This is a genomic window from Aquamicrobium aerolatum DSM 21857, from assembly GCF_900113935.1.
GTDB classification, from domain to species: domain Bacteria; phylum Pseudomonadota; class Alphaproteobacteria; order Rhizobiales; family Rhizobiaceae; genus Aerobium; species Aerobium aerolatum.
In genome coordinates this window covers 18,592-37,892 of the sequence record NZ_FORF01000024.1, presented here as the reverse complement: position 1 = coordinate 37,892, position 19,301 = coordinate 18,592, and the positions used below count along the sequence as shown (strand labels likewise).

At 57.0% G+C, this 19,301-nt stretch carries 15 protein-coding genes; 6 read left to right on the top strand and 9 right to left on the bottom strand.

Annotated elements, in window-relative coordinates; all coding sequences use genetic code 11:
- Window positions 1-1,037: 1,037 nt before the first annotated feature.
- Window positions 1,038-1,436: a nucleoside diphosphate kinase regulator gene (rnk, locus tag BMZ42_RS15790; RefSeq protein WP_091524390.1), complete on the top strand. Its 399-nt coding sequence runs from the start codon at window positions 1,038-1,040 to the stop codon at window positions 1,434-1,436.
- Window positions 1,437-1,797: 361 nt separating this feature from the next.
- Here rnk and BMZ42_RS15785 read toward each other — a convergent pair whose 3' ends face one another.
- On the bottom strand, window positions 1,798-2,487 hold the full coding sequence (locus tag BMZ42_RS15785) for an NUDIX hydrolase (protein WP_139207962.1): 690 nt from the start codon (window positions 2,485-2,487) through the stop codon (window positions 1,798-1,800).
- A gap of 590 nt (window positions 2,488-3,077) precedes the next feature.
- Here BMZ42_RS15785 and BMZ42_RS15780 point away from each other — a divergent pair.
- Entirely contained in the window at window positions 3,078-4,586 is a 1,509-nt protein-coding gene (locus BMZ42_RS15780) for a catalase (protein WP_091524386.1), read from the top strand.
- Window positions 4,587-4,800: 214 nt separating this feature from the next.
- The gene (purU, locus tag BMZ42_RS15775) at window positions 4,801-5,685 is read left to right on the top strand and encodes a formyltetrahydrofolate deformylase (protein ID WP_091524384.1); all 885 of its coding nucleotides are present in this window, start codon (window positions 4,801-4,803) and stop codon (window positions 5,683-5,685) included.
- A 62-nt stretch (window positions 5,686-5,747) separates the two neighbouring features.
- Here the strand turns inward: purU and BMZ42_RS15770 are convergent, their stop codons facing one another.
- Window positions 5,748-7,049 carry an HlyD family type I secretion periplasmic adaptor subunit gene (locus BMZ42_RS15770; RefSeq protein WP_091524381.1) on the bottom strand — a complete coding sequence of 434 codons (1,302 nt, stop codon included), beginning with the start codon at window positions 7,047-7,049 and terminating at the stop codon, window positions 5,748-5,750.
- Window positions 7,050-7,061: 12 nt separating this feature from the next.
- On the bottom strand, window positions 7,062-8,783 hold the full coding sequence (locus BMZ42_RS15765) for a type I secretion system permease/ATPase (RefSeq protein ID WP_091524380.1): 1,722 nt from the start codon (window positions 8,781-8,783) through the stop codon (window positions 7,062-7,064).
- Window positions 8,784-9,291: 508 nt separating this feature from the next.
- On the opposite strand from BMZ42_RS15765, the gene BMZ42_RS15760 reads away from it, so the two are divergent.
- Genes BMZ42_RS15760 through BMZ42_RS15750 form a run of 3 tightly spaced genes read left to right on the top strand, consistent with a single transcriptional unit; the run spans window position 9,292 to window position 12,770 of the window.
- Window positions 9,292-11,037 (top strand): hypothetical protein, encoded by a 1,746-nt coding sequence (locus BMZ42_RS15760; protein ID WP_091524377.1) that lies wholly within the window; start codon window positions 9,292-9,294, stop codon window positions 11,035-11,037.
- Window positions 11,038-11,040: 3 nt separating this feature from the next.
- Window positions 11,041-11,952, top strand: a complete 912-nt coding sequence (locus BMZ42_RS15755; RefSeq protein ID WP_091524376.1) for a glycosyltransferase family 2 protein — start codon at window positions 11,041-11,043, stop codon at window positions 11,950-11,952.
- Window positions 11,949-12,770 carry a glycosyltransferase family 2 protein gene (locus BMZ42_RS15750; RefSeq protein ID WP_091524375.1) on the top strand — a complete coding sequence of 274 codons (822 nt, stop codon included), beginning with the start codon at window positions 11,949-11,951 and terminating at the stop codon, window positions 12,768-12,770. Before BMZ42_RS15755 ends, BMZ42_RS15750 begins: the two co-directional genes overlap by 4 nt.
- 21 nt (window positions 12,771-12,791) lie before the next feature.
- Here the strand turns inward: BMZ42_RS15750 and rfbB are convergent, their stop codons facing one another.
- The 6 genes from rfbB to BMZ42_RS15720 form a co-directional block, all read right to left on the bottom strand.
- On the bottom strand, window positions 12,792-13,853 hold the full coding sequence (gene rfbB, locus BMZ42_RS15745; RefSeq protein ID WP_091524372.1) for a dTDP-glucose 4,6-dehydratase: 1,062 nt from the start codon (window positions 13,851-13,853) through the stop codon (window positions 12,792-12,794).
- A gap of 43 nt (window positions 13,854-13,896) precedes the next feature.
- Entirely contained in the window at window positions 13,897-14,781 is an 885-nt protein-coding gene (rfbA, locus tag BMZ42_RS15740) for a glucose-1-phosphate thymidylyltransferase RfbA (RefSeq protein WP_175556751.1), read from the bottom strand.
- Entirely contained in the window at window positions 14,778-15,686 is a 909-nt protein-coding gene (rfbD, locus tag BMZ42_RS15735) for a dTDP-4-dehydrorhamnose reductase (protein WP_091524399.1), read from the bottom strand. Before rfbD ends, rfbA begins: the two co-directional genes overlap by 4 nt.
- A 1-nt stretch (window position 15,687) precedes the next feature.
- The gene (rfbC, locus tag BMZ42_RS15730) at window positions 15,688-16,260 is read right to left on the bottom strand and encodes a dTDP-4-dehydrorhamnose 3,5-epimerase (RefSeq protein WP_091524371.1); all 573 of its coding nucleotides are present in this window, start codon (window positions 16,258-16,260) and stop codon (window positions 15,688-15,690) included.
- 44 nt (window positions 16,261-16,304) lie between these two features.
- The gene (locus BMZ42_RS15725; protein WP_091524368.1) at window positions 16,305-17,729 is read right to left on the bottom strand and encodes a mannose-1-phosphate guanylyltransferase/mannose-6-phosphate isomerase; all 1,425 of its coding nucleotides are present in this window, start codon (window positions 17,727-17,729) and stop codon (window positions 16,305-16,307) included.
- Between the two features lie 102 nt (window positions 17,730-17,831).
- Window positions 17,832-19,247: a phosphohexomutase domain-containing protein gene (locus BMZ42_RS15720; protein WP_244523292.1), complete on the bottom strand. Its 1,416-nt coding sequence runs from the start codon at window positions 19,245-19,247 to the stop codon at window positions 17,832-17,834.
- Window positions 19,248-19,301 lie beyond the last annotated feature (54 nt).

Below are 19,301 nucleotides of genomic sequence, written 5' to 3'. Positions count from 1 at the left end.
GCTACGGCAGAAATGACGGAGCAATTGGCGGCGTAGAAACAACCGGATCCACCTTAGCAAAGCCGCCAAGCTGTCTCACAGGGCGGGACCACCTCTGCCGCTCTCCCCCGACGGCATCGCGATGTGCCAAACTCGTGGTGTCGAAGCACAAGCTATAGGAGAGGGCATCCATGGAAGAAGTTAGCATCATCGGCGTCGATTTGGCGAAGAACGTGTTTCAGCTTCACGGGAGGACGGCAGATGCATGTCTGTAATTTACCAACAGTATAGACAAATCCATAACTTAGATGGAGAAGGTTAGACGGCAGTCCCGCCCCCTCCGCCATTAACCCTTAGCCCCCTACGATTTACGCTTTTGAATCAACGATGGGCTTGGCTCTTGTAACCTGCCTGAAGGGTTCCCATATTGGGTTCAGCGGCCGATTGCGGCTCCAGACGTCCTGCGGGATGCGTGGTGAGGTCTGGTAGCGCTGACGCTGCATTTGTTCCGATTGAGACGCACGTTGACCGTGGATGTACCGGCAGCGCGATGAATTCTCGGAAAACGAAGGAAGCGGGCTTCAGGCCCGCTTTTTTTGTTGGCTTCGACCGTGTCGCCAGGGCTCCCCTGTTTCAGGGACCGAGTGCCGGCAAGTCAGGTAAAAACAATGCTTGTTGCGAACGCTCTTCGCTAATCGGCGCAACAGACAGCGCGCAATGGTCACGTGATCACTAGCTCGAAATACCGAGCAGGGAATACTTATCCCGCTTGACTTTAACCGCAGCAGCGTCATGCTATCCGTATGAAACTCGAGCACGTAAAAATCGCTTTCTATATGGGTCGCTCCCCGCGAGTGTAGCCCCGGCTCGGATATATTGCCCCGAGTCCGGGGCTCCCTTCGTCAATACCCAAGTCCGCTTGGCAATGAGGTCAACTCCCCGATCGCGGGAAGATCGACGTCATCAGCTATATTCAGTTCCGTCCGCAGCAATCCAGCGGAACAGAACAGCCATCGTGCGCTGTCGCGCATAGTCGCGTAGCAAACCGGAGTATCGTCATGCGCAAACCAGGTATCGTCGTCAACAAGTCCGATCACGCCCGCTTGCTTCAGCTTGCAAATGGACTGCTCGACCGCAAGCCGGATATGGCGGAAGAACTGCTCAGTGAACTTGAGCGCGCGCGCGTCGTCGAACGCGGCGAAATGCTCCAGACCACGGTGCAGATGGGCTCAACGATCGAGTACCAGAACCAGGACGGTCAGATCCGCACCCTGACATTGGTTTACCCGGCCGATGCCGACATCGCTCAGGGCAAGGTTTCGATCCTGACGCCAGTGGGCACCGCAGTACTAGGCCTGCGCGCTGGGCAAACCATGGAATGGGTCGCCGCTGACGGAAGGTCCAGCACCCTGACCGTCGTCTCTGTACAGGCCCCGCAGACAGATGCGGTCCAATAAAACACCACGTCTGATTTCTGTTTCGGCAAGATAGATCGGCGCAAGACGGTCTATTTTTGCAAACAGACCATGGAACGGAGGAATTCTTCGTGGAAGATGTACCGTCTCAGTCGAAGACTGGCGACAAGTCTCCTGAAAACCCGCACGGACGGGCATCCGATGACAGCTCCGCCCGCACCGGCAACGTCGTGAGTTTTCAGTTCAGACGTGCGCCGAGAACAGTCACGCCGACCTCGCCGGAGCCCACCTCTCCCGACGACGACGATCCGGGCCCAAGCGCGGCGTGAATTTGCAAACTGTCCCTTGTGCTGCGATCCACCCGGCTCGCAGCACAATTTATTTCCAGCTGCCACCATCTAAACTATTGCGGGACAAGATTGCCAGAATGCGCAGATGACATGCTGCCAGGTTCCGCCTTGTCAAACAGGATTTGCGGGGTGTCGCGGATGGCGCGAATGAGAGGGATCAAACTATGATCGGCGACCGTTTCGGCCGCCTCTGCCAGACCAAACCAGCGGCGCTTGCGCTGGCCCCGCTCCGGCCAATTGGTGAGCGTGCCGACGACAGAAAGGCCAAAGAGAGTCACACAGACGCGCTGGACGGCACCATCGCCACCTTCCTTGAGATAGTCGTAACGACCAATCGGGTTCGGCTCGATTTCGCCGATCACGCCGGCCTCCTCGAAAGCCTCCATCGCCGCGACGAGGCAGGGCTCGCGATCGGCCAACGGCCACCCCTTCGGCAGGATCCAGCGGCCACGGCGGCGTGACGTGATCAGCAGCACCTGCAAGCGACCGCGAGGGCCCTTGCGCCATGGCAGGGCGCCAAACTGCTGCGCGGCGGCCTCGTCGCACCGGGCACTGAAAACACTACTGGCCGCCATCATCGCAATGCCCTCGCCCCGAAAGAGCCCCGGACAGGGTGTCCGCTTGCGGCGGAAGACACGCTTGGCTGCTTGCACCATGGACAGCGCTGCGCTGCGCGCGGCAGGTGGCGATGACAGACACGGCATGTTTGAGATTGATGTGAACTGGTCACGAATACGCTCCATTTTTCGATGCTTCTGCATCGTTGAAATGAACCGCTATGTGTGAAGCTCCCGGAGCTGGTAAATGTGCGGCAGAGAGGGTTCAGACGGTACCGCCCCGGGACAAAGAACGTGCTTTGCCGGCGAGCCTCGATACTTTGATGAACGTCTCCATACACATGACTGCAACCTATGCACGAAAAATGGCACTTTCAAGGCTGACACGGCGCACGCAGACAGTATTTTTCTTTTGTTTCAATAATTTGACATGTCAACCTGCCACGCGATATTCTCGCTGGATGGATCGACAGAAGATGTCTGCGCACAGCATCCGGCCCGTGTCAGCGTAGGCAAAGACATCGAATGGAAACATGTCGAGTGCGTAGACTTCCGCGTCGATCAATCAGCGCCAGCTATCCGTTTCAGGACTGACCGGGATTGGAGAATATGTTTGTTGTCCAGTTGCGATCACACGCCCGAAACGGTAACCCGGACGCGAGATACCAATCATCGCGGCGTTCTCAGACAGATGCCCCGGCATCGCACCGATCTTGTGGGCAGAGCAGCGGCGTAGTTCGAGAACCCGACATTTTCTAACGTCAAGGAGATTACCCATGTCCGACACAGGCAAGATCAAAGATGTTGCGAACACACCATCGACCATGAGCACTGGTGCACCAGCTGTCAGCGATCGCAACTCGCTGACGATTGGGGCAGACGGCCCGATCGTGCTGCATGACGTGCACTTTCTGGAGCAGATGGCGCATTTCAACCGCGAGAAGACGCCTGAGCGCCAGCCGCATGCCAAGGGCTCGGGCGCGTTCGGCGTTTTTGAAACGACCGAAGACGTTTCCGCCTACACCAAGGCCGCACTGTTCCAGCCGGGGGCTTCGAGCGAGATGCTCGCCCGCTTCTCGACCGTTGCCGGCGAGCAGGGCAGCCCGGATACCTGGCGCGACGTACGAGGCTTCTCGCTGAAGTTCTACACCAGCGAAGGCAATTACGACCTCGTCGGAAATAACACGCCGGTCTTCTTCGTGCGCGACCCGATGAAGTTCCCGCATTTTATCCGCAGTCAGAAGCGTCTTCCGGCCTCCGGTCTGCGCGACAACCACATGCAGTGGGACTTCTGGACCAACAATCCTGAATCAGCACACCAGGTCACCTATCTGATGGGCGAACGCGGCCTGCCGCGCACCTGGCGTCACATGAACGGATATGGCTCGCACACCTATATGTGGGTCAACGCCGGCGGCGACAAGTTCTGGGTCAAGTACCACTTCCACACCGAGCAGGGCATGGAGTTTTTCAGCAATCAGGAAGCCGCCAAGATGGCTGGCGACGACGCTGACTTCCACCGCCGTGACCTTTTTGATGCAATTGCGCGCGGCGAGCATCCGAGCTGGATCATGTCGGTGCAGGTAATGCCATATGAAGAGGCAAAGACCTACCGCATCAACCCGTTCGACCTGACCAAGACCTGGCCGCATGAGGATTATCCGCTGATCCGCGTTGGCAAGATGACACTCAACCGCAACCCGGAGAACTTCTTCGCTCAGATCGAGCAGGCCGCATTCTCGCCGGGCAATACCGTGCCGGGTATCGGCCTTTCGCCGGACCGCATGCTTCTCGGGCGGGCATTCGCCTATAACGACGCACAGCGTAATCGTATCGGCACCAATTTCCACCAACTGCCGGTCAATCAGCCAAAAGTCCCTGTCAACACCTACATGTTCGACGGCCAGATGGCATATCACCATTCCGGCGACGCACCGGTCTACGCAACGAACAGCGGCGGACGCCCATGGGCAGATGAAACCGGCGCCGTTGCAGACGGCTGGGAAGCGGACGGAACGATGGTTCGTACCGCCTACACGCTGCGTAGCGAAGACGACGATTTCTCGCAGCCGGGCAAGCTGGTACGCAAAGTGTTTAACGACGACCAGCGCGCAGCGCTGGTAGAGACGGTGGCAGGCGCCCTGCTGGGCGGCGTTCGTGAGCCTGTCCTGAGCCGCGCGTTCGACTATTGGAAAAGCGTCGATGCCGATGTTGGCGCCCGCATCGAAGCAAAGGTGCGCAACCACGCAGCAGCCAAGCCGGTTCAGGGCATGGGCGAAGGCTGAAATCATACCTAGAGCACCCAGCTGCGGTGTTCCAAGCAAACAGTCACCTTGACTGATTGAAGATGTCCCCGGTCGCGTTTGCCGCCGGGGACACTTTGTCTTTACCGGCTTTCGACCGGCCTCATATCATTGTATACAACCTCCCGAGGCGGTCGACTCGTCGCGTCATGCGTGAGTTGGCCCTGATGTCTGTCGCGAACGTATCGGAGATTTCATGCGCAAGTTTATTCTGACCGTGACCTGCCCGCGAACTCGAGGCATCGTTGCGGCAATCGCGACATTTCTTGCCAAACACGGCTGCAACATTACCGACAGCTCGCAATTTGACGACATTCACACCGGCCGTTTTTTCATGCGCGTCAATTTCGTCTCAGAGCAGGGAACAGAGATCGACGCCCTGCGCGACGATTTTCCAGCAATTGGCGAAGCCTTCTCCATGGACTGGGCCATTCATGACGAAGCCGAGCGGATGAAAGTCACCATCATGGTTTCGCGCTTCGGACATTGTCTGAACGACATCCTCTATCGCTCGCGGATCGGTGCGCTGCCGATCGACATCGTCGCCGTGATATCGAACCACATGGAATATCAGAAGACGGTCGTAAACCACGACATTCCTTTCCACTACATCCGCGTCACCAAGGAGACGAAGGCGGACGCCGAGGCGCATCAGATGCGCATCGTTGAAGAAACGGGCACAGAACTGATCGTGCTGGCACGCTACATGCAAGTGTTGTCTGACGAGATGTGCCAAAGAATGTCGGGGCGGATCATCAACATCCACCATTCGTTCCTGCCCTCATTCAAGGGGGCGAACCCGTACAAGCAAGCCTATGAGCGCGGCGTCAAACTCATCGGCGCGACCTCGCATTATGTGACGGCTGATCTGGATGAAGGCCCGATCATCGAACAGGATACCGTGCGTGTAACCCATGCCCAAAGCGCTGAAGACTATGTCAGCCTCGGGCGTGACGTGGAAAGCCAGGTTCTTGCACGTGCGCTTCATGCACACATTCATCGGCGGGTCTTCATCAATGGCGACAAGACCGTTGTCTTCCCCGCTTCGCCAGGATCCTACGCGTCGGAGCGGATGGGCTAAACTGACACTGCTTCAGATAGAGCGATAAGAAAGCCTGACGCCATCGTCAGGCTTTCCTCATATCAGTCTTCTCGCATGCTACGCCGGATCGCATCCGTCAGAGGAGACGTCAGATAGTCCAGCACAGTTCGCTCGCCGGTCGATATGAGCACTTCTGCTGGCATTCCAGCGCTCAGGCGCTCCTCGACATCGTCCGGCACCATGCCTTTATTGACGTTGATACGAGCAAGAAAATAAGGCGGTGACCGGCCGTCGGGCGGCGTGATGCTGCCGCGCGATACCGTATCCACCTCGCCGATCACGATCGGCATGAAGCGGCCTGGAAACGCGGAAAACTTGACCTCTGCCTTGAGACCGGCGCGAACACTGTCCATGTCGATCGGCGCAACATGGGCATTGATGACGAGGCTTTCCTCCAGCGGCACGACCTCCAGAAGGATTTCACCCGGCTTGATCACGCCACCGGCAGTATGGAAGCGCAGGTTTTGTGCAACGCCGTCGACGGGCGCCGCAATTCGGGTACGGGCCAGCACATTTTCGGCTACCTTGCGCTGCTCCAGCAACTCCTGAAGCTGCCCGTTGACTTCCTTATACTCGGAACTCGCGCGCTCCTTGTACTGCTGTTGCGCCTGAAGAATCTGGAATTCGGTTTCGCCGATTGATTTTTCAACCTTGGCCTTTTCCGTATCCATGCGCGCGACGTTGGCCTGCACCTCGACGTGCTCTTCTTCATAGGAGGCAAAAAGGTTTTTCTGGACCGAGCCATTCTTCAGGCCGGGGCGCAGTCGCTCCAGCCGCTCGGACAGAATTTCGGCGCGTCGACGGAACGCCTCTTTCTGCCCCTCCAGCCCTTCCATCTCGCGCTGCAGCTGATCGATCCGATTCGACAGGATATTGATCTGCGACGTCAGAATCGAAGCGCGATCCTGAAAGATCTCTCGCTGGTCGGCAACGGCCTTGCGCACTTCAGGCGTGGTGTCCACCAGCAGGTTTTCTGGCAGCTCGAACGTCGGATCCATCCGCCTCTCGGCCAGCAACCGCGCTTCTGTCGCCTGCGCTATGTGCTGCCGAATCGTAAGCACCTGGAGATTGGCTGCGGCCTGGACGTCATTCAGCCGTAACAGAATGTCGCCCTTCTTGACCTCCTGCCCCTCCCGGACCAACAGCTCATGTATGATGCCGCCTTCCAGATGCTGCACTTCCTTGCGATTGCTCGCAACCTCGATAACACCTGGCGCAATCACCGCACGATCGAGCTTGGCAGTCGCAGCCCAGACGCCAGCGACACCAAAGGCCATGGCAATGACGCTGTAACCCGCGACGATGAATGGCCGGGGGCTTGGACCGGCATTATTGTTAGTCATGGCAGAAAAACCTCACGCCCGCTGCTGGATCGGAACGCCATTTGCTGGCACTGGCATAGGCTGAACACTGGCATTCGTTGGCTTGAAGAGTTCCTGCGGCGTCGTAAACGCCTGCATGACACCGTCGCGAAGGATCAGCACCCGGTCGCTGATTGCCAGGAGATTGGTCTTGTGGGTGACCAGAACGACCGTCACACCGGCAGCTTTCATCAGCTTGATGGCTTCAAACAGCGCGTTCTCACCCTCACTGTCGAGATTGGAATTCGGCTCATCCAGCACAACGATCTTCGGCAAGCCGTACACTGCACGGGCCAGGCCGACGCGCTGGCGCTGGCCGCCCGAAAGCTGCTGTCCATTGTCGCCGACCTGCGTCTCGTAGCCGCCGGGCAGACGCAGCACCATGTCATGGACCCCAGCCATCATCGCAGCCTTCACCACGCTTTCAGAATCGCTTTCCCGGAATCGTGAAATGTTTTCTGAAATAGAGCCGGCGAATAACCGCACTTCCTGCGGCAGGTAACCGAGATAACGGCCCAGCTGCTCTGCATCCCAGTGGGCGACTTCAGCGCCATCAATCCGAACCGTGCCGGCGACTGCCGGCCACACACCGACAAGATGGCGGATCAAACTCGATTTTCCCGATCCGGACGGCCCGATAATCGCCAGAGTCTCACCCGGATTTACTGTAAAATTGATGTTTTTGAGAAACGCCGTACGGGTTCCCGGAAGGAAAGATGTCAGATTTTCGACCGTAATACTGCCTTGTGGAGTTGGCAGCTCAGTTCTTTCCTCATCGCCTGCGACCATGGCGAACATCTTCGTCAGTCGTTCATGCGCCTGCCGTGCCGTCACAAACTGCTTCCACTGGGCAACCCCCTGCTCAACGGGCTGAAGCGCGCGCCCCATCATGATTGATGCCGCAATCATGATGCCTGGCGTGATCTCCTGGTGAAGCGCGAGATAAGCACCAAGTCCCAGGATAGCTGACTGCAACACCATCCGGAAAAATTTCTGAAACGTCATGATGGTGCCAGCTTTGTCACTGGCGCCCGCCTGTGCGGTCAGCATCTCGCCATGGCGCTGGTTCCAGCGCTCTCCCAGCGCCTTCTCCATGCCCATCGAGCGAATGACTTCAGCGTTCTGAAGCACAGTTGCGGCAAACTGACTGGCCCCATGCGCCGCATTGTTTGCGGCTCTGAGCTGCTGGCGGGTGGCATATTCATTGATCAGCGCAAGAGCGAAGATCACAAGCGCGCCGCCGAGCGCAAGGTATCCCAGCCAGGGGTGGAACAAGAAGCAAACAATGATGAAAACAGGCACCCAGGGCGCATCGAAAAAGGCAATGATCCCGGTTCCGGTCAGAAACTCACGAACCTTGTCGCCATCCGACAAGATCTGGTCCGCACCCGAATTCGGATTCGACAACCGCATCTTTACAGCGCGGCTGAACAGGCTTTGCGACAGCACCTCGTCGAACTGCATTCCGGCCCGAACCAGCATCCTTGAGCGAATATATTCCAGAATGCCGTAAACCATCATCATGAAGACGGTGATGAGCGAGATCATGACAAGCGTATTTTCGTTACGCGTGCCAAGAACTCGATCATAAATCTGCAACATATAAAGCGGAGCAGCAAAAAGAAGGATATTGATTGCAAAGCTAAAGACAAATGTGGTGACGACCACCGCACGGAATTTCTCGTACGCGCTTTGGAGCGGGGTCTTCACAATCATCTGTTCATCTCACGATATGGTGCCGATATATGGCGTCAAAGTATTGAGGTTCTACATCATTGAACCGAGAACGGCAATTAGTCAGCACATGCCGGATCGATGCTGGAACGCAAATATGAATTCACAAAATTCTCATATGCGACACGCAATAAATCTCTGATTCCGCCCTGAGAATCATCTTATCCTAAGCTACCAGCCATCATTTACCACCTCACCCCATCACGACAGATAACAATTGCCGTGACCACATTGCAATATCACTCCACCACCTTAAGAAAACAGTGATAACTGTAATGTTTTGATTTCAATGTATTTTCCGCATTATAAATATAGAAAATTTGTTTAATTGGTAAAATTACGGGAATTCCTTATCCCACTCAAGCAACTTACCTCTTCCATCCTGAAAACATCCGCCCTAAAAGACATCGTGCAACACTTCCCCATCTGATTGCGGCGTCGGCATCAATCTGAGCGCTGCGCCGCCGAATGCGCATATCCGAGAGACAGTATGGCCAAAATCTTCGCCTTTCCCGGACCAAGACAAGGCACTACCCGCCCGCACTCCCAGGCCCAGGCGGCAGCATCACATCATGATACAGCCGAAGAGTTCCGCCTCGCGGACTGGGACAATAACGAACTGGCGGGTCTTTATCGCGTAGAAGACTTGCTAGTGCAGGCAAATGTCCGCATTTCTACTGGGCGCGGTGTCAGCGATGAAGGTGATCCCTGGTTCGTCTTCTGTCGCGATAATGGCGAGGTTTTTGTTCATCTTGCTCGTATCGACGGATCTTATCTACTCGACAGCCCTGGGCTGACAGACATATTGCGCGGATCGGACTTTGCCGAACTCATCAATCGCTTCGTGCGGCAGGTCGCCTACAAGACCCAGGCCGCAGCGAGCAATGTCGTGGCATTCAGGCCTCGCGCACTGCAAGATCAGATGATCCGCCTGCATCCATCCGTCATGCTGGCCGCATTGGTGTGGTCTCTTTATCTGGCGTCGGACGACTTCGTCAGCGTTGCCGAAGCAATGCAGGAAGTGTCCGGAAGCGACCAGCCGAACGCTGAGTCGAAGGCATCTGAAATTCTTGGCAACTTGGCAGCCCAAAGCAATGAATTCGTACCTGAACTCACATTGCTGCACCTCAGCCAAACTATTGGTGAGCTGGGCGATGGTGACGCGCAGCCGATGAATGCGGCAACGGCTCCGATGCCGGGAGAAACAGTAAGACTGACAACACTGGGGAGCGAAAACCGTGGAACCACGTCAACAGCTGCACCCCAGCTGGCGCAGGGTGTCGCCGCAAGTCTCGCGCTGATCGCGGTCAGCTACGGCTTCCTGATCATCCCGGAAAATGAAATTGAGACTGACATAGCGGCGAGCGGAACCACAAGTCCCGATGAAAACTCGTTCCTGCTTGCCGGCGCCGGCGAACTTGACTTTTCAGACTTCACCACACAATCCGCCCATGACGCGCCGATGCTTCCGGAAAGCAGCAACGGGCAGATGAGCGACGTCCAGATCTCCAACAGTCTTGCTATCGCGCTCCATATCAGTGCGCCTGAAGACATATTGGCCCAACTGCCTGTTGAGCCTGACCCGAATTCCATTGCAGACGCGCCGGATGAACCAAAATCTGAAATTGCAGGATCATCCCCGCCGCTCAAAGCAGAGCGCTCCGAAGCCAAGGCAAGCGCGATACAGACAACAACGAGCGGGGGCGCAAGCCCGGCACCTGCCAGTGCTGGCTCATCGAATACGACCCAAAAGGAAAGTCCGCAGCTACCGCCACTCTTTAGTCAGTTTGCCGGGACGATCAACGATTATCAATTTGGCAGCGTTACCGTCGCGACAACGCTGAACTATTCGGATCTCGACAAAGTTCTGACCCGCATCAGCGGTGATGGTGACGCGGAAGACGCAGGTCTCGTCGTCGCTGTCCTGGATCCGCTGAAAGGCGCCGTCGCAGCTGACACGCCAACATCAGGCCTTACAGGCAATGCCAAGGGTAGCGTGAGCGCTCCTCACGACAACCAATACGATGCTGACGCACAACGTATCATCACGCAGTTCATTCGCACCGCAGAAAAAGTCGAACTCATCCAGTTCAACATGGAGATCGTCCTGATCGACATGACCACAATCGACGATCCAACCGACATCGCCTACACGCGACGGTGGGTAACTGACGACGGACATGTCATCTCCACGATCGGACACTTGCAGGACTTCCTAGATTACGGCATTGCCTGATGCATGAACACACTGGCAGGATCGCGTGAAGCGGCCAACGTCTGCGGCGTCATAGTCACCTATCAGCCTACGGCAGAGATGCTGGAGGCTCTTGTGCATGCCGTGCTTCCGCAACTAACGCGCCTCGTCATCGTCGACAATGGCTCGGACTTCGACTTTTCAACCTTGCGCGAGGCAACGACCACCGAGCTGATCGAGCTTGGCGAAAATTTCGGCATTGCTCACGCACAGAACGTCGGAATCGAGCATGCCCGCAGACACAGCGCTGAATTTGTCCTGCTTATGGATCAGGACAGTGTCCCTGCCGCTGACATGGTCGAAAGGCTTCTGACAGCCGAGCAAGGCCTTTCACGATCCGGCCACATGGTCGCAGCCGTAGGGCCGAGCTATCTCGACGAACGCCAGGGCGAGACCGCACCATTTGTCTATCTGGACGGGCTTCAACTAAAACGGCGGCTGAAGGCGCCCGGAGAGGATATCACGGAAGCCGATTTCCTCATTGCCTCCGGCTGTCTGATCCCGATGAAGGCACTGGACGCCATCGGCCCGATGGCTGCCGAGCTATTCATCGACTATGTCGACATCGAGTGGGGTCTGCGCGCCCGTCAATTGGGCTACCGGTCCTATGGGGTCTACCCGGCCCGGATGATGCATGCACTGGGAGACGAGTGGGTACAATTTCGCGACCGTCGCGTTCCCGTTCACAGTCCCTTGCGACATTATTACCATGCGCGCAATGCAATCTGGCTGGCACGACGCCCATGGATATCGGCACAGTGGCGGTTTGTGCTGCTGTGGCGCGTGGTTCGGCAGTCGCTATTTTTTTCCGTGTTCGTCCCGCAACGACTTCGGCACGCGAAAATGATGTCCTTGGGAATTTGGCATGGGCTGCGTAACAGGATGGGCAGAAAGTGACGGCTCCCCACAGCAGCACTGCGCCTGAACTGCTGACGATCTCGATCGTCACCTTTCTCAGCGACGCCAGCGAATTGCGGGCAACACTGGCAAGCCTGCAAGAAGCCTTAGCCCAACTCGATGAGCCGAACGTTCTGATCACACTGGTGGACAACAGTCCTCAAAGTGATGCCGGCAAAATTGCCCGCGAGGAACTGTCCCATTGGCCGGTGCGCGTCCTCGAAGGGCATGGAAATATCGGCTTTGGGCGCGCTCACAATCTGGCGTTTGAGCGGATTGGAGAGTTTCACCTCATTCTCAATCCAGACATCCAGATGCAACCTGATGCGCTCAAAACAGCGATCAGTTTCATGCGCAAGAACCCGGATACAGGGCTACTCACACCCAAGGCACACTGGCCTGACGGCACACGCCAGTTCCTTTGCAAACGCTATCCAGCTCTGTTCGACCTCCTCTTGCGGGGCTTTGCTCCGCCCTTCATGAGGGCGCTGTTTGAACGCCGCCTTGCTCGCTATGAGATGCGCGCCGAGACAAATGAAGAAGCCTATTGGTCACCGCCCATCGTCAGCGGTTGTTTCATGATGTTCAGGGGTGCGCTGCTCCAGAAGCTTGGAGGCTTCGATCCGCGCTATTTTCTGTATTTCGAGGATTTCGATCTCTCGCTTCGTTCAGGAGCGGCGGCACGCACCGCCTATGTTCCTTCCGTAGAGATCACCCATGCAGGCGGCCACGCAGCCCGCAAGGGCTGGTGGCACATCCGGCAATTTGGCAAGTCGGCAGCCCTGTTTTACCGCCAGCACGGGCTGAAGCTCTTCTGAGCGGCAGGCCGCTGCATTGCCTTATCCTTTTGGCTGCTCCAGAACACCGAGACGCTCCCCGGCATAGACGCCGCCACGCAACGGCTCCCACCACCACTGATTTTCCAGATACCAGCGAACCGTTTTTTCGATACCCGTGTCGAAATTCTCCTGCGCGCGCCAGCCAAGCTCTCGCTCAAGCTTCGTCGCATCGATGGCGTATCGCGCATCGTGACCCGGACGATCGGTGACATGGTGGATCAGTTGCGCATGCGGCGCTGAATTTGGACGCAACCTGTCCATGATCTCGCAAATGCGCTTCACCACATCGATATTGCGGCGCTCATTGCGTCCGCCGACATTGTATTTTTCGCCAAGACGGCCCCGACTGGCAATGAGATGCAGAGCCTTTGCATGGTCATCGACATACAGCCAGTCACGAACATTGACGCCATTGCCATAAATCGGCAACTGCTTGCCTTCGAGTGCATTCAGAATGATCAGCGGGATCAGCTTCTCGGGGAAGTGGTAAGGCCCATAATTGTTTGAGCAGTTGGAAAGAACCACCGGCAGGCCATAAGTCCGGTGCCAGGCCGTCGCAAGGTGGTCACTCGCCGCTTTGGAGGCGGAATAGGGCGACGACGGATCATAGGCCGTTGTCTCAGTAAACAACCCGTCTTCACCGAGCGATCCGTAGACCTCGTCAGTCGACACATGCAGGAAGCGGAAGTCCTCTTTGGCTGAGCCGGTCTGCTGGTCCCAATATCGACGCGCAGCCTCCAGCATGTTGAAAGTGCCTATCACATTGGTCTGCACAAATTCGCCAGCACCGGTGATGGAGCGATCGACATGACTTTCAGCGGCCAGGTGCATGACCCGGTCAGGCCTGAATTCGTCGAATGCAGCATGCATTGCGGCAACATCGCAGATATCAGCCCGCAGGAAACGGTGGTTGGGGGCGTTTTCGATCGACTTGAGCGAAGCGAGGTTTCCTGCGTAGGTCAACTTATCAACCGTCAGGACTTCAGCGCCGACATCGCCCACAAGATGACGAACCAGCGCGGACCCGATAAAGCCAGCCCCGCCTGTCACAAGAATTCGCATACCAACTCCATTCATTCAGAGAGTACTGACGCCAGTAGCCAGATCAATGGCCGCCCGGCACTGGCATCTCGGCAAGTTTCAGCAGATATTTTCCATAGGCTGTCTTGGAATAATAATGCCCGTACTCAACAATCTTATCTTTTGAAATCCACCCATTGAGATAGGCTATTTCTTCAATGCAGGCGATGTGCGTTCCCTGGCGATGTTGAATCGTTCGAACGAACTCACTGGCCTCAAGCAAGCTGTCATGTGTTCCGGTGTCCAGCCAGGCATAGCCGCGCGACATCCGCTCCACGTAAAGCGCACCTGCCTCCATGTAGATGCGGTTCAGATCGGTGATCTCGTATTCGCCCCGTGCCGATGGCTTCAGACTACGCGCATACTCGACCACCTTGTTGTCGTAGAAATATAGCCCTGTGACGGCATAGCGGGATTTCGGCCGCTCAGGCTTCTCTTCGAGGCTGACAGCCCGCCCCTCGGAATCAAGTTCAACGACCCCGTAGCGTTCCGGATCGTCAACTTCGTAGGCAAATACCGACGCCCCGGCCTCACGATTGCGGGCTGCATCCAGAAGCCCCCTGATGCCTGCGCCAAAGAAGATGTTGTCGCCAAGGACGAGGGCAACGGGATCCTTGCCAATAAATTCGGCGCCGAGCGTGAAAGCCTGCGCGAGACCGTCCGGACTGGGCTGCACGACATAGGAAATATCGAGGCCCCACTTGCTGCCGTCTCCGAACAGCCGGCGGTAGCTGTCGAGATATTCGGGCGAAGAAATGATCAGGATCTCGCGGATCTTGGCCAGCATGAGCACCGACAGCGGATAGTAGATCATCGGCTTGTCGTAGATCGGGATCAGCTGCTTGTTGACGGCCAGCGTTGCCGGATGCAATCGCGTGCCCGACCCTCCCGCCAGAATAATGCCTTTCATGATGGGGCACCTTTCGATCTTTCGTTGCGCAACGCTGCCAGCGTATCCTTCAACGCAAGTTGCCACGGACGAGGCGAAATACCGTATTGGTCAACCAGGCGGGCAACTGATAGCACGGAATTTGCCGGGCGTCGGGCCGGAGTTGGATAGTCCGTCGTCGAGATCGCAATCACTTCCGGAACGGAAGAGCCAGCTTCTCTTTCCTGGCGAAAGATCTCACTGGCAAGACCGAACCAGGTCGTGTCACCTGCGTTGACAAAATGGAAGGTGCCGACAGGCGCATCGCGATCCTCGATCAGACGCATGGCAATAATGCGGAGCGCTTCGGCAATATCTGACGCTGCGGTCGGACAGCCCTTCTGATCGCTAACGACCCGGAGTTCTGGCCTGTCGGCCAGTCTCAACATCGTCGTGACGAAATTACTCCCATGCGGTGAAAACACCCATGCCGTGCGCAAAATGACATGACGGGGGTTACCCAGCCGAACCGCATGTTCGCCGGCAGCCTTGGAAGCTCCGTAGACGTTGATCGGATTGATCGGATCGTCTTCCTGGTAGCCCTCGGATTTGGAGCCATTGAAGACATAGTCGGTGGACACATGCACAAGCGGGATATTCAACTCACGCGTTGCATCCGCCAAAGCCGCTGCGGCCATGGCGTTGACCGCGAATGCCGTCGTGCAGTCTGCTTCCGCCTTGTCGACCGCAGTATACGCACCAGGGTTGATCACAGCGTCAAAGCGCCCTGCCATGACATAAGCGCGCACAGCCTCGCTCGATGCGAGATCGAGTTCTTGACGGTTTGGCAGGATCAACTCGACATGGTCAGGCCAAGCCTGACGCGCAAGCTCGGTGCCGACCTGACCGGTGCCGCCGGTGACAAGAATTCGGAGCCTTCCTGCCATCTCAGACTTCCACAAGCGTCATCGGCGTGCCATCGAACACAAACGGACTGTCGAACTGCGCCAAGGCCGGATGTCTGGTGTCCTTTTCACTCAGCGTGGGCGCAACTCCGGCCGGCAGATGCCAGTCCACACCGATCTGTGGATCGTCCCATGCGATACCCGCGTCATTTTCCGGAGCGTAAACGTCTGAGACTTTATAGGTGACCTCGGTATCAGCCTCCAACGTCACAAATCCATGAGCGAACCCCACCGGGATCAGCAATTGGTCACCGTTTTCTGCAGACAGTTCAGCTCCCACCCAAGACCCGTATGTAGGCGATCCCTTACGAAGATCTACGGCGACATCATAAATGCTGCCGCGCACACAACGGACGAGCTTTGCCTGAGCGAAAGGCGGCGTCTGAAAATGCAAGCCGCGCAGTGTGCCCACAGGAACGGAAAGCGAGTGGTTATCCTGCACAAAGCGGTAGGTGATCCCCAGCTCTGCAAATTTTTTCTCGCTGTAGACCTCTGTAAACCAGCCACGACTGTCGCCATAGCGTTTGGGATGCAGCAGATAAACTTTTCCGCTCATGGGAGACTGTCTCTTTCAGATTTCAGCTAGAATTGAGCGAACTATCAACTGCGCCCAAACTCATCTTCTATTCGGATGATATCATCTTCCCCCAGATAAGACCCGGTCTGGACTTCAATCAACTCCAGCAGGATTTTTCCGGGGTTGGCGAGCCTGTGGGTGCAGCCAAGGGGCAAATAGACCGATTCATTTTCGGACAACAAGATGACCTTGTCGTCGATAGTGACCTCACCGGTCCCCTTCACGACGACCCAATGCTCCGATCGGTGATGATGTTTTTGAAGAGACAGCTTCTTGCCCGGCTTGACGAACAGCCGCTTCACCTGAAAACGCTCTCCCGACAACACCGAGGAATAGCCACCCCAGGGCCGATAGGCAGTCTTGTGAATTTCCGTCAAGCCGCGCGTCGTATCATCCGACTTGAGCGCCTTGACGATCTGTCCGACGCCTTGCGCGCTGCTGAGACGCCCAACATAGATCGCATCCGTACTGGCGATGACAGCAATGTCCTGCAAGCCATCGACAACGACATGCGCGCCGTCACTGACCACCATGGAGTCACGGCTGTTCGACATCAGTGCGGGTCCGACCGCAACGTTGCCGTCCTGATCCGGCTTGTGCGCTTTCCAGACTGCATCCCAGGAGCCAAGGTCCGACCAGGCGAAACTGACAGGCAGGACTGCAGCCCGGTTGGTCTTTTCAAATATCGCATAGTCGACAGAAATATTCGGCGCGGTTTCAAATGCAGCGCCGTCCAGACGCACAAAGTCGAGATCCCTGCGCGCCTGCGCCATGGCCGACCGTGCGGCCGCGTAGGTCTCTGGCGCAAGACGTTCGCACTCTGAAAGATACGTCCTCGCGGCCATCATGAACATGCCAGAATTCCAGACATGGCCACCATTGGTGAGCAATTCCTGCGCTCTGGCAAGGTCAGGCTTTTCCACGAACCGGTCAATGACATTGACGCCATGTCCCAGATCTTCCCCTACAGCGATATAGCCATAGCCCGTTTCCGGACGTGTCGGCTCGATGCCGAAAGCCACCAGACGCCCATTTGCAGCAGCCTGCGCAGCGACATCTACTGCCTTGTAATAGTCCGCGCCTGCATCAATGGCGTGATCTGAAGCCAGCACATGCAGGATAGCATCTTCATCATTGTCGACCGCCGCCACCGCGGCGACAGCAATGGCGAGTGCGGTGTTGCGCGCCGAAGGCTCAAGCATGATCGCCTGCGGAGCAATGCCGAGTTCCTGCGCCTGCTCTGCAACGATAAACCGATAATCTGCATTGGTCAGGATTATGGGCGCGCTGTAGCGCTCATTATCGCTTGCACGCAGCAAGGTCTGCTGAAACAGCGAACCTTCACCGACCAGCTCAAGAAACTGCTTGGGGCGCGCCGACCGCGACATCGGCCAAAGACGGGTACCGTGTCCACCTGCCAGCACTACCGGAACAACGAGCTTGGTCATGGGATCCTCAAAAGTGCATCTGCATTTGCGCGGAAAAACATCGAACGTTTTCCAGAAGGCCTAACGTGCCCCCGCCATCTTAACAAGGCCGCCCAGCCCGATTCAGACCGCGACTTCCTTTGCTGCGGCAGCCAGCCCCCACGCCAGCGCTGCCTCTGCTTCACGGCCTGTACGCGCTTCAACATAACAACGGAGTTCAGGTGCGTTTCCGGACGGACGAAAATGATAGAGAATATCGTTATCGAGCCAGAACTGGAGCCCATCAATATCAGCCCTTCGGATGATGTTGCCCTGCTCTGCGAAAAATGTCGCGGCATAGCTATCATCACGCAAGCTGGTCAAAAGCCTGGTGCTCGCCTGTGCAGGCACGTCTGCAAGACGCCCGCTCAACGCAGTGCGCAACGGCAGCGAAGCCACCAGCTCCGACAAGGACATTCCACGGGATGCCGCCGCGCCGAAACTTGCAAGCAAAGGCAGAACGGCATCGCGCGTCATCAGCGCCTCGATCGTCATGCCGTTCATCACAATCGAATTGCCGAGAAGCGTGCCGCCATTGGCCTCGAATCCCACCGTCCGGCGACTGCCGGTCGCAACCGCAGCCTGCATTCCCTCGATCACAAAGGGCGAGCCGACACGCGTACGCATCGTCTGGCCAAAATATTCTGTCGCTTCGATTGCAGTATTGGACGTGACCGGGGTCACGACGGTATCCGCACCTAAAAACGCTGCGGTCAGCAGGCCCAGAACGTCGCCCCTGACGAAGCGACCCTGGCTGTCCATCAACAAAGGACGATCACCGTCACCGTCCGCCGACACGATGGCGTCAAGCCGGTAAGCTTCCAACCATCCGGCCAATGGCTGGAAAACGACGTCGGAGAACGCCTCCGTATCCACCGCGACGAAACGCTCGGCGCGACCATGGGGAACTATTTCGGCTCCGCAATGACGGAAGATGTCCCCCAGAATATCCCGCGCCACCGTCGAGTGCTCAAAGATGCCAACACGAAGCCCCTTGAGCAGCTCCGGTGCGAGCAACCTTGCATATCTTGCAACATAGCGCTCACGCGCTTCTGCCTCCTCCACACGCACCGGCGCAGCATAGTCGCCGGCTTCCACGGGCCGAAGCTGGCGGAGAATGCCGTCCTCATCAGCTTTGGAAATCTCACCCGAGGACAGATAGAATTTCAATCCATTGCGGTCTTCAGGGATATGACTTCCCGTGACCATGATGCTGGGAGCACCGGCCGCCATCGCATGGAGCGCCAGTGCGGGTGTCGGAACGGCACCGCAATCAACAGCGCGAATCCCGACAATTGCAGCTGCGGCCGCACAGTCTCGAAGGATTTCCGAACTGCTGTCCCGAAAATCCCGCGCCAGATAGAGTTCCGAAACGCTGCTGCCTTGCTCGCCAAGGTAGCGCAAGAATGCCAGGGCGTAGCGGCGCGCTTCGCCCCCCTTGAGTTCAAGGGAAAGCCCGCGAAGTCCACTCGTACCGAATTTCAGGCTATTGTTCTGCACGTGCTGAACCCTGCTCACTTACCGCTCTACAACTTCCGACTCGTCGCTTTCGCC

Coding starts and splice junctions, on each gene's coding strand:
- rnk (WP_091524390.1), top strand. CDS start 1,038: ATGCGCAAACCAGGTATCGTCGTCAACAAGTCCGATCACGCCCGCTTG.
- BMZ42_RS15785 (WP_139207962.1), bottom strand. CDS start 2,487: ATGGAGCGTATTCGTGACCAGTTCACATCAATCTCAAACATGCCGTGT.
- BMZ42_RS15780 (WP_091524386.1), top strand. CDS start 3,078: ATGTCCGACACAGGCAAGATCAAAGATGTTGCGAACACACCATCGACC.
- purU (WP_091524384.1), top strand. CDS start 4,801: ATGCGCAAGTTTATTCTGACCGTGACCTGCCCGCGAACTCGAGGCATC.
- BMZ42_RS15770 (WP_091524381.1), bottom strand. CDS start 7,049: ATGACTAACAATAATGCCGGTCCAAGCCCCCGGCCATTCATCGTCGCG.
- BMZ42_RS15765 (WP_091524380.1), bottom strand. CDS start 8,783: ATGATTGTGAAGACCCCGCTCCAAAGCGCGTACGAGAAATTCCGTGCG.
- BMZ42_RS15760 (WP_091524377.1), top strand. CDS start 9,292: ATGGCCAAAATCTTCGCCTTTCCCGGACCAAGACAAGGCACTACCCGC.
- BMZ42_RS15755 (WP_091524376.1), top strand. CDS start 11,041: ATGAACACACTGGCAGGATCGCGTGAAGCGGCCAACGTCTGCGGCGTC.
- rfbB (WP_091524372.1), bottom strand. CDS start 13,853: ATGCGAATTCTTGTGACAGGCGGGGCTGGCTTTATCGGGTCCGCGCTG.
- rfbA (WP_175556751.1), bottom strand. CDS start 14,781: ATGAAAGGCATTATTCTGGCGGGAGGGTCGGGCACGCGATTGCATCCG.
- rfbD (WP_091524399.1), bottom strand. CDS start 15,686: ATGGCAGGAAGGCTCCGAATTCTTGTCACCGGCGGCACCGGTCAGGTC.
- rfbC (WP_091524371.1), bottom strand. CDS start 16,260: ATGAGCGGAAAAGTTTATCTGCTGCATCCCAAACGCTATGGCGACAGT.
- BMZ42_RS15725 (WP_091524368.1), bottom strand. CDS start 17,729: ATGACCAAGCTCGTTGTTCCGGTAGTGCTGGCAGGTGGACACGGTACC.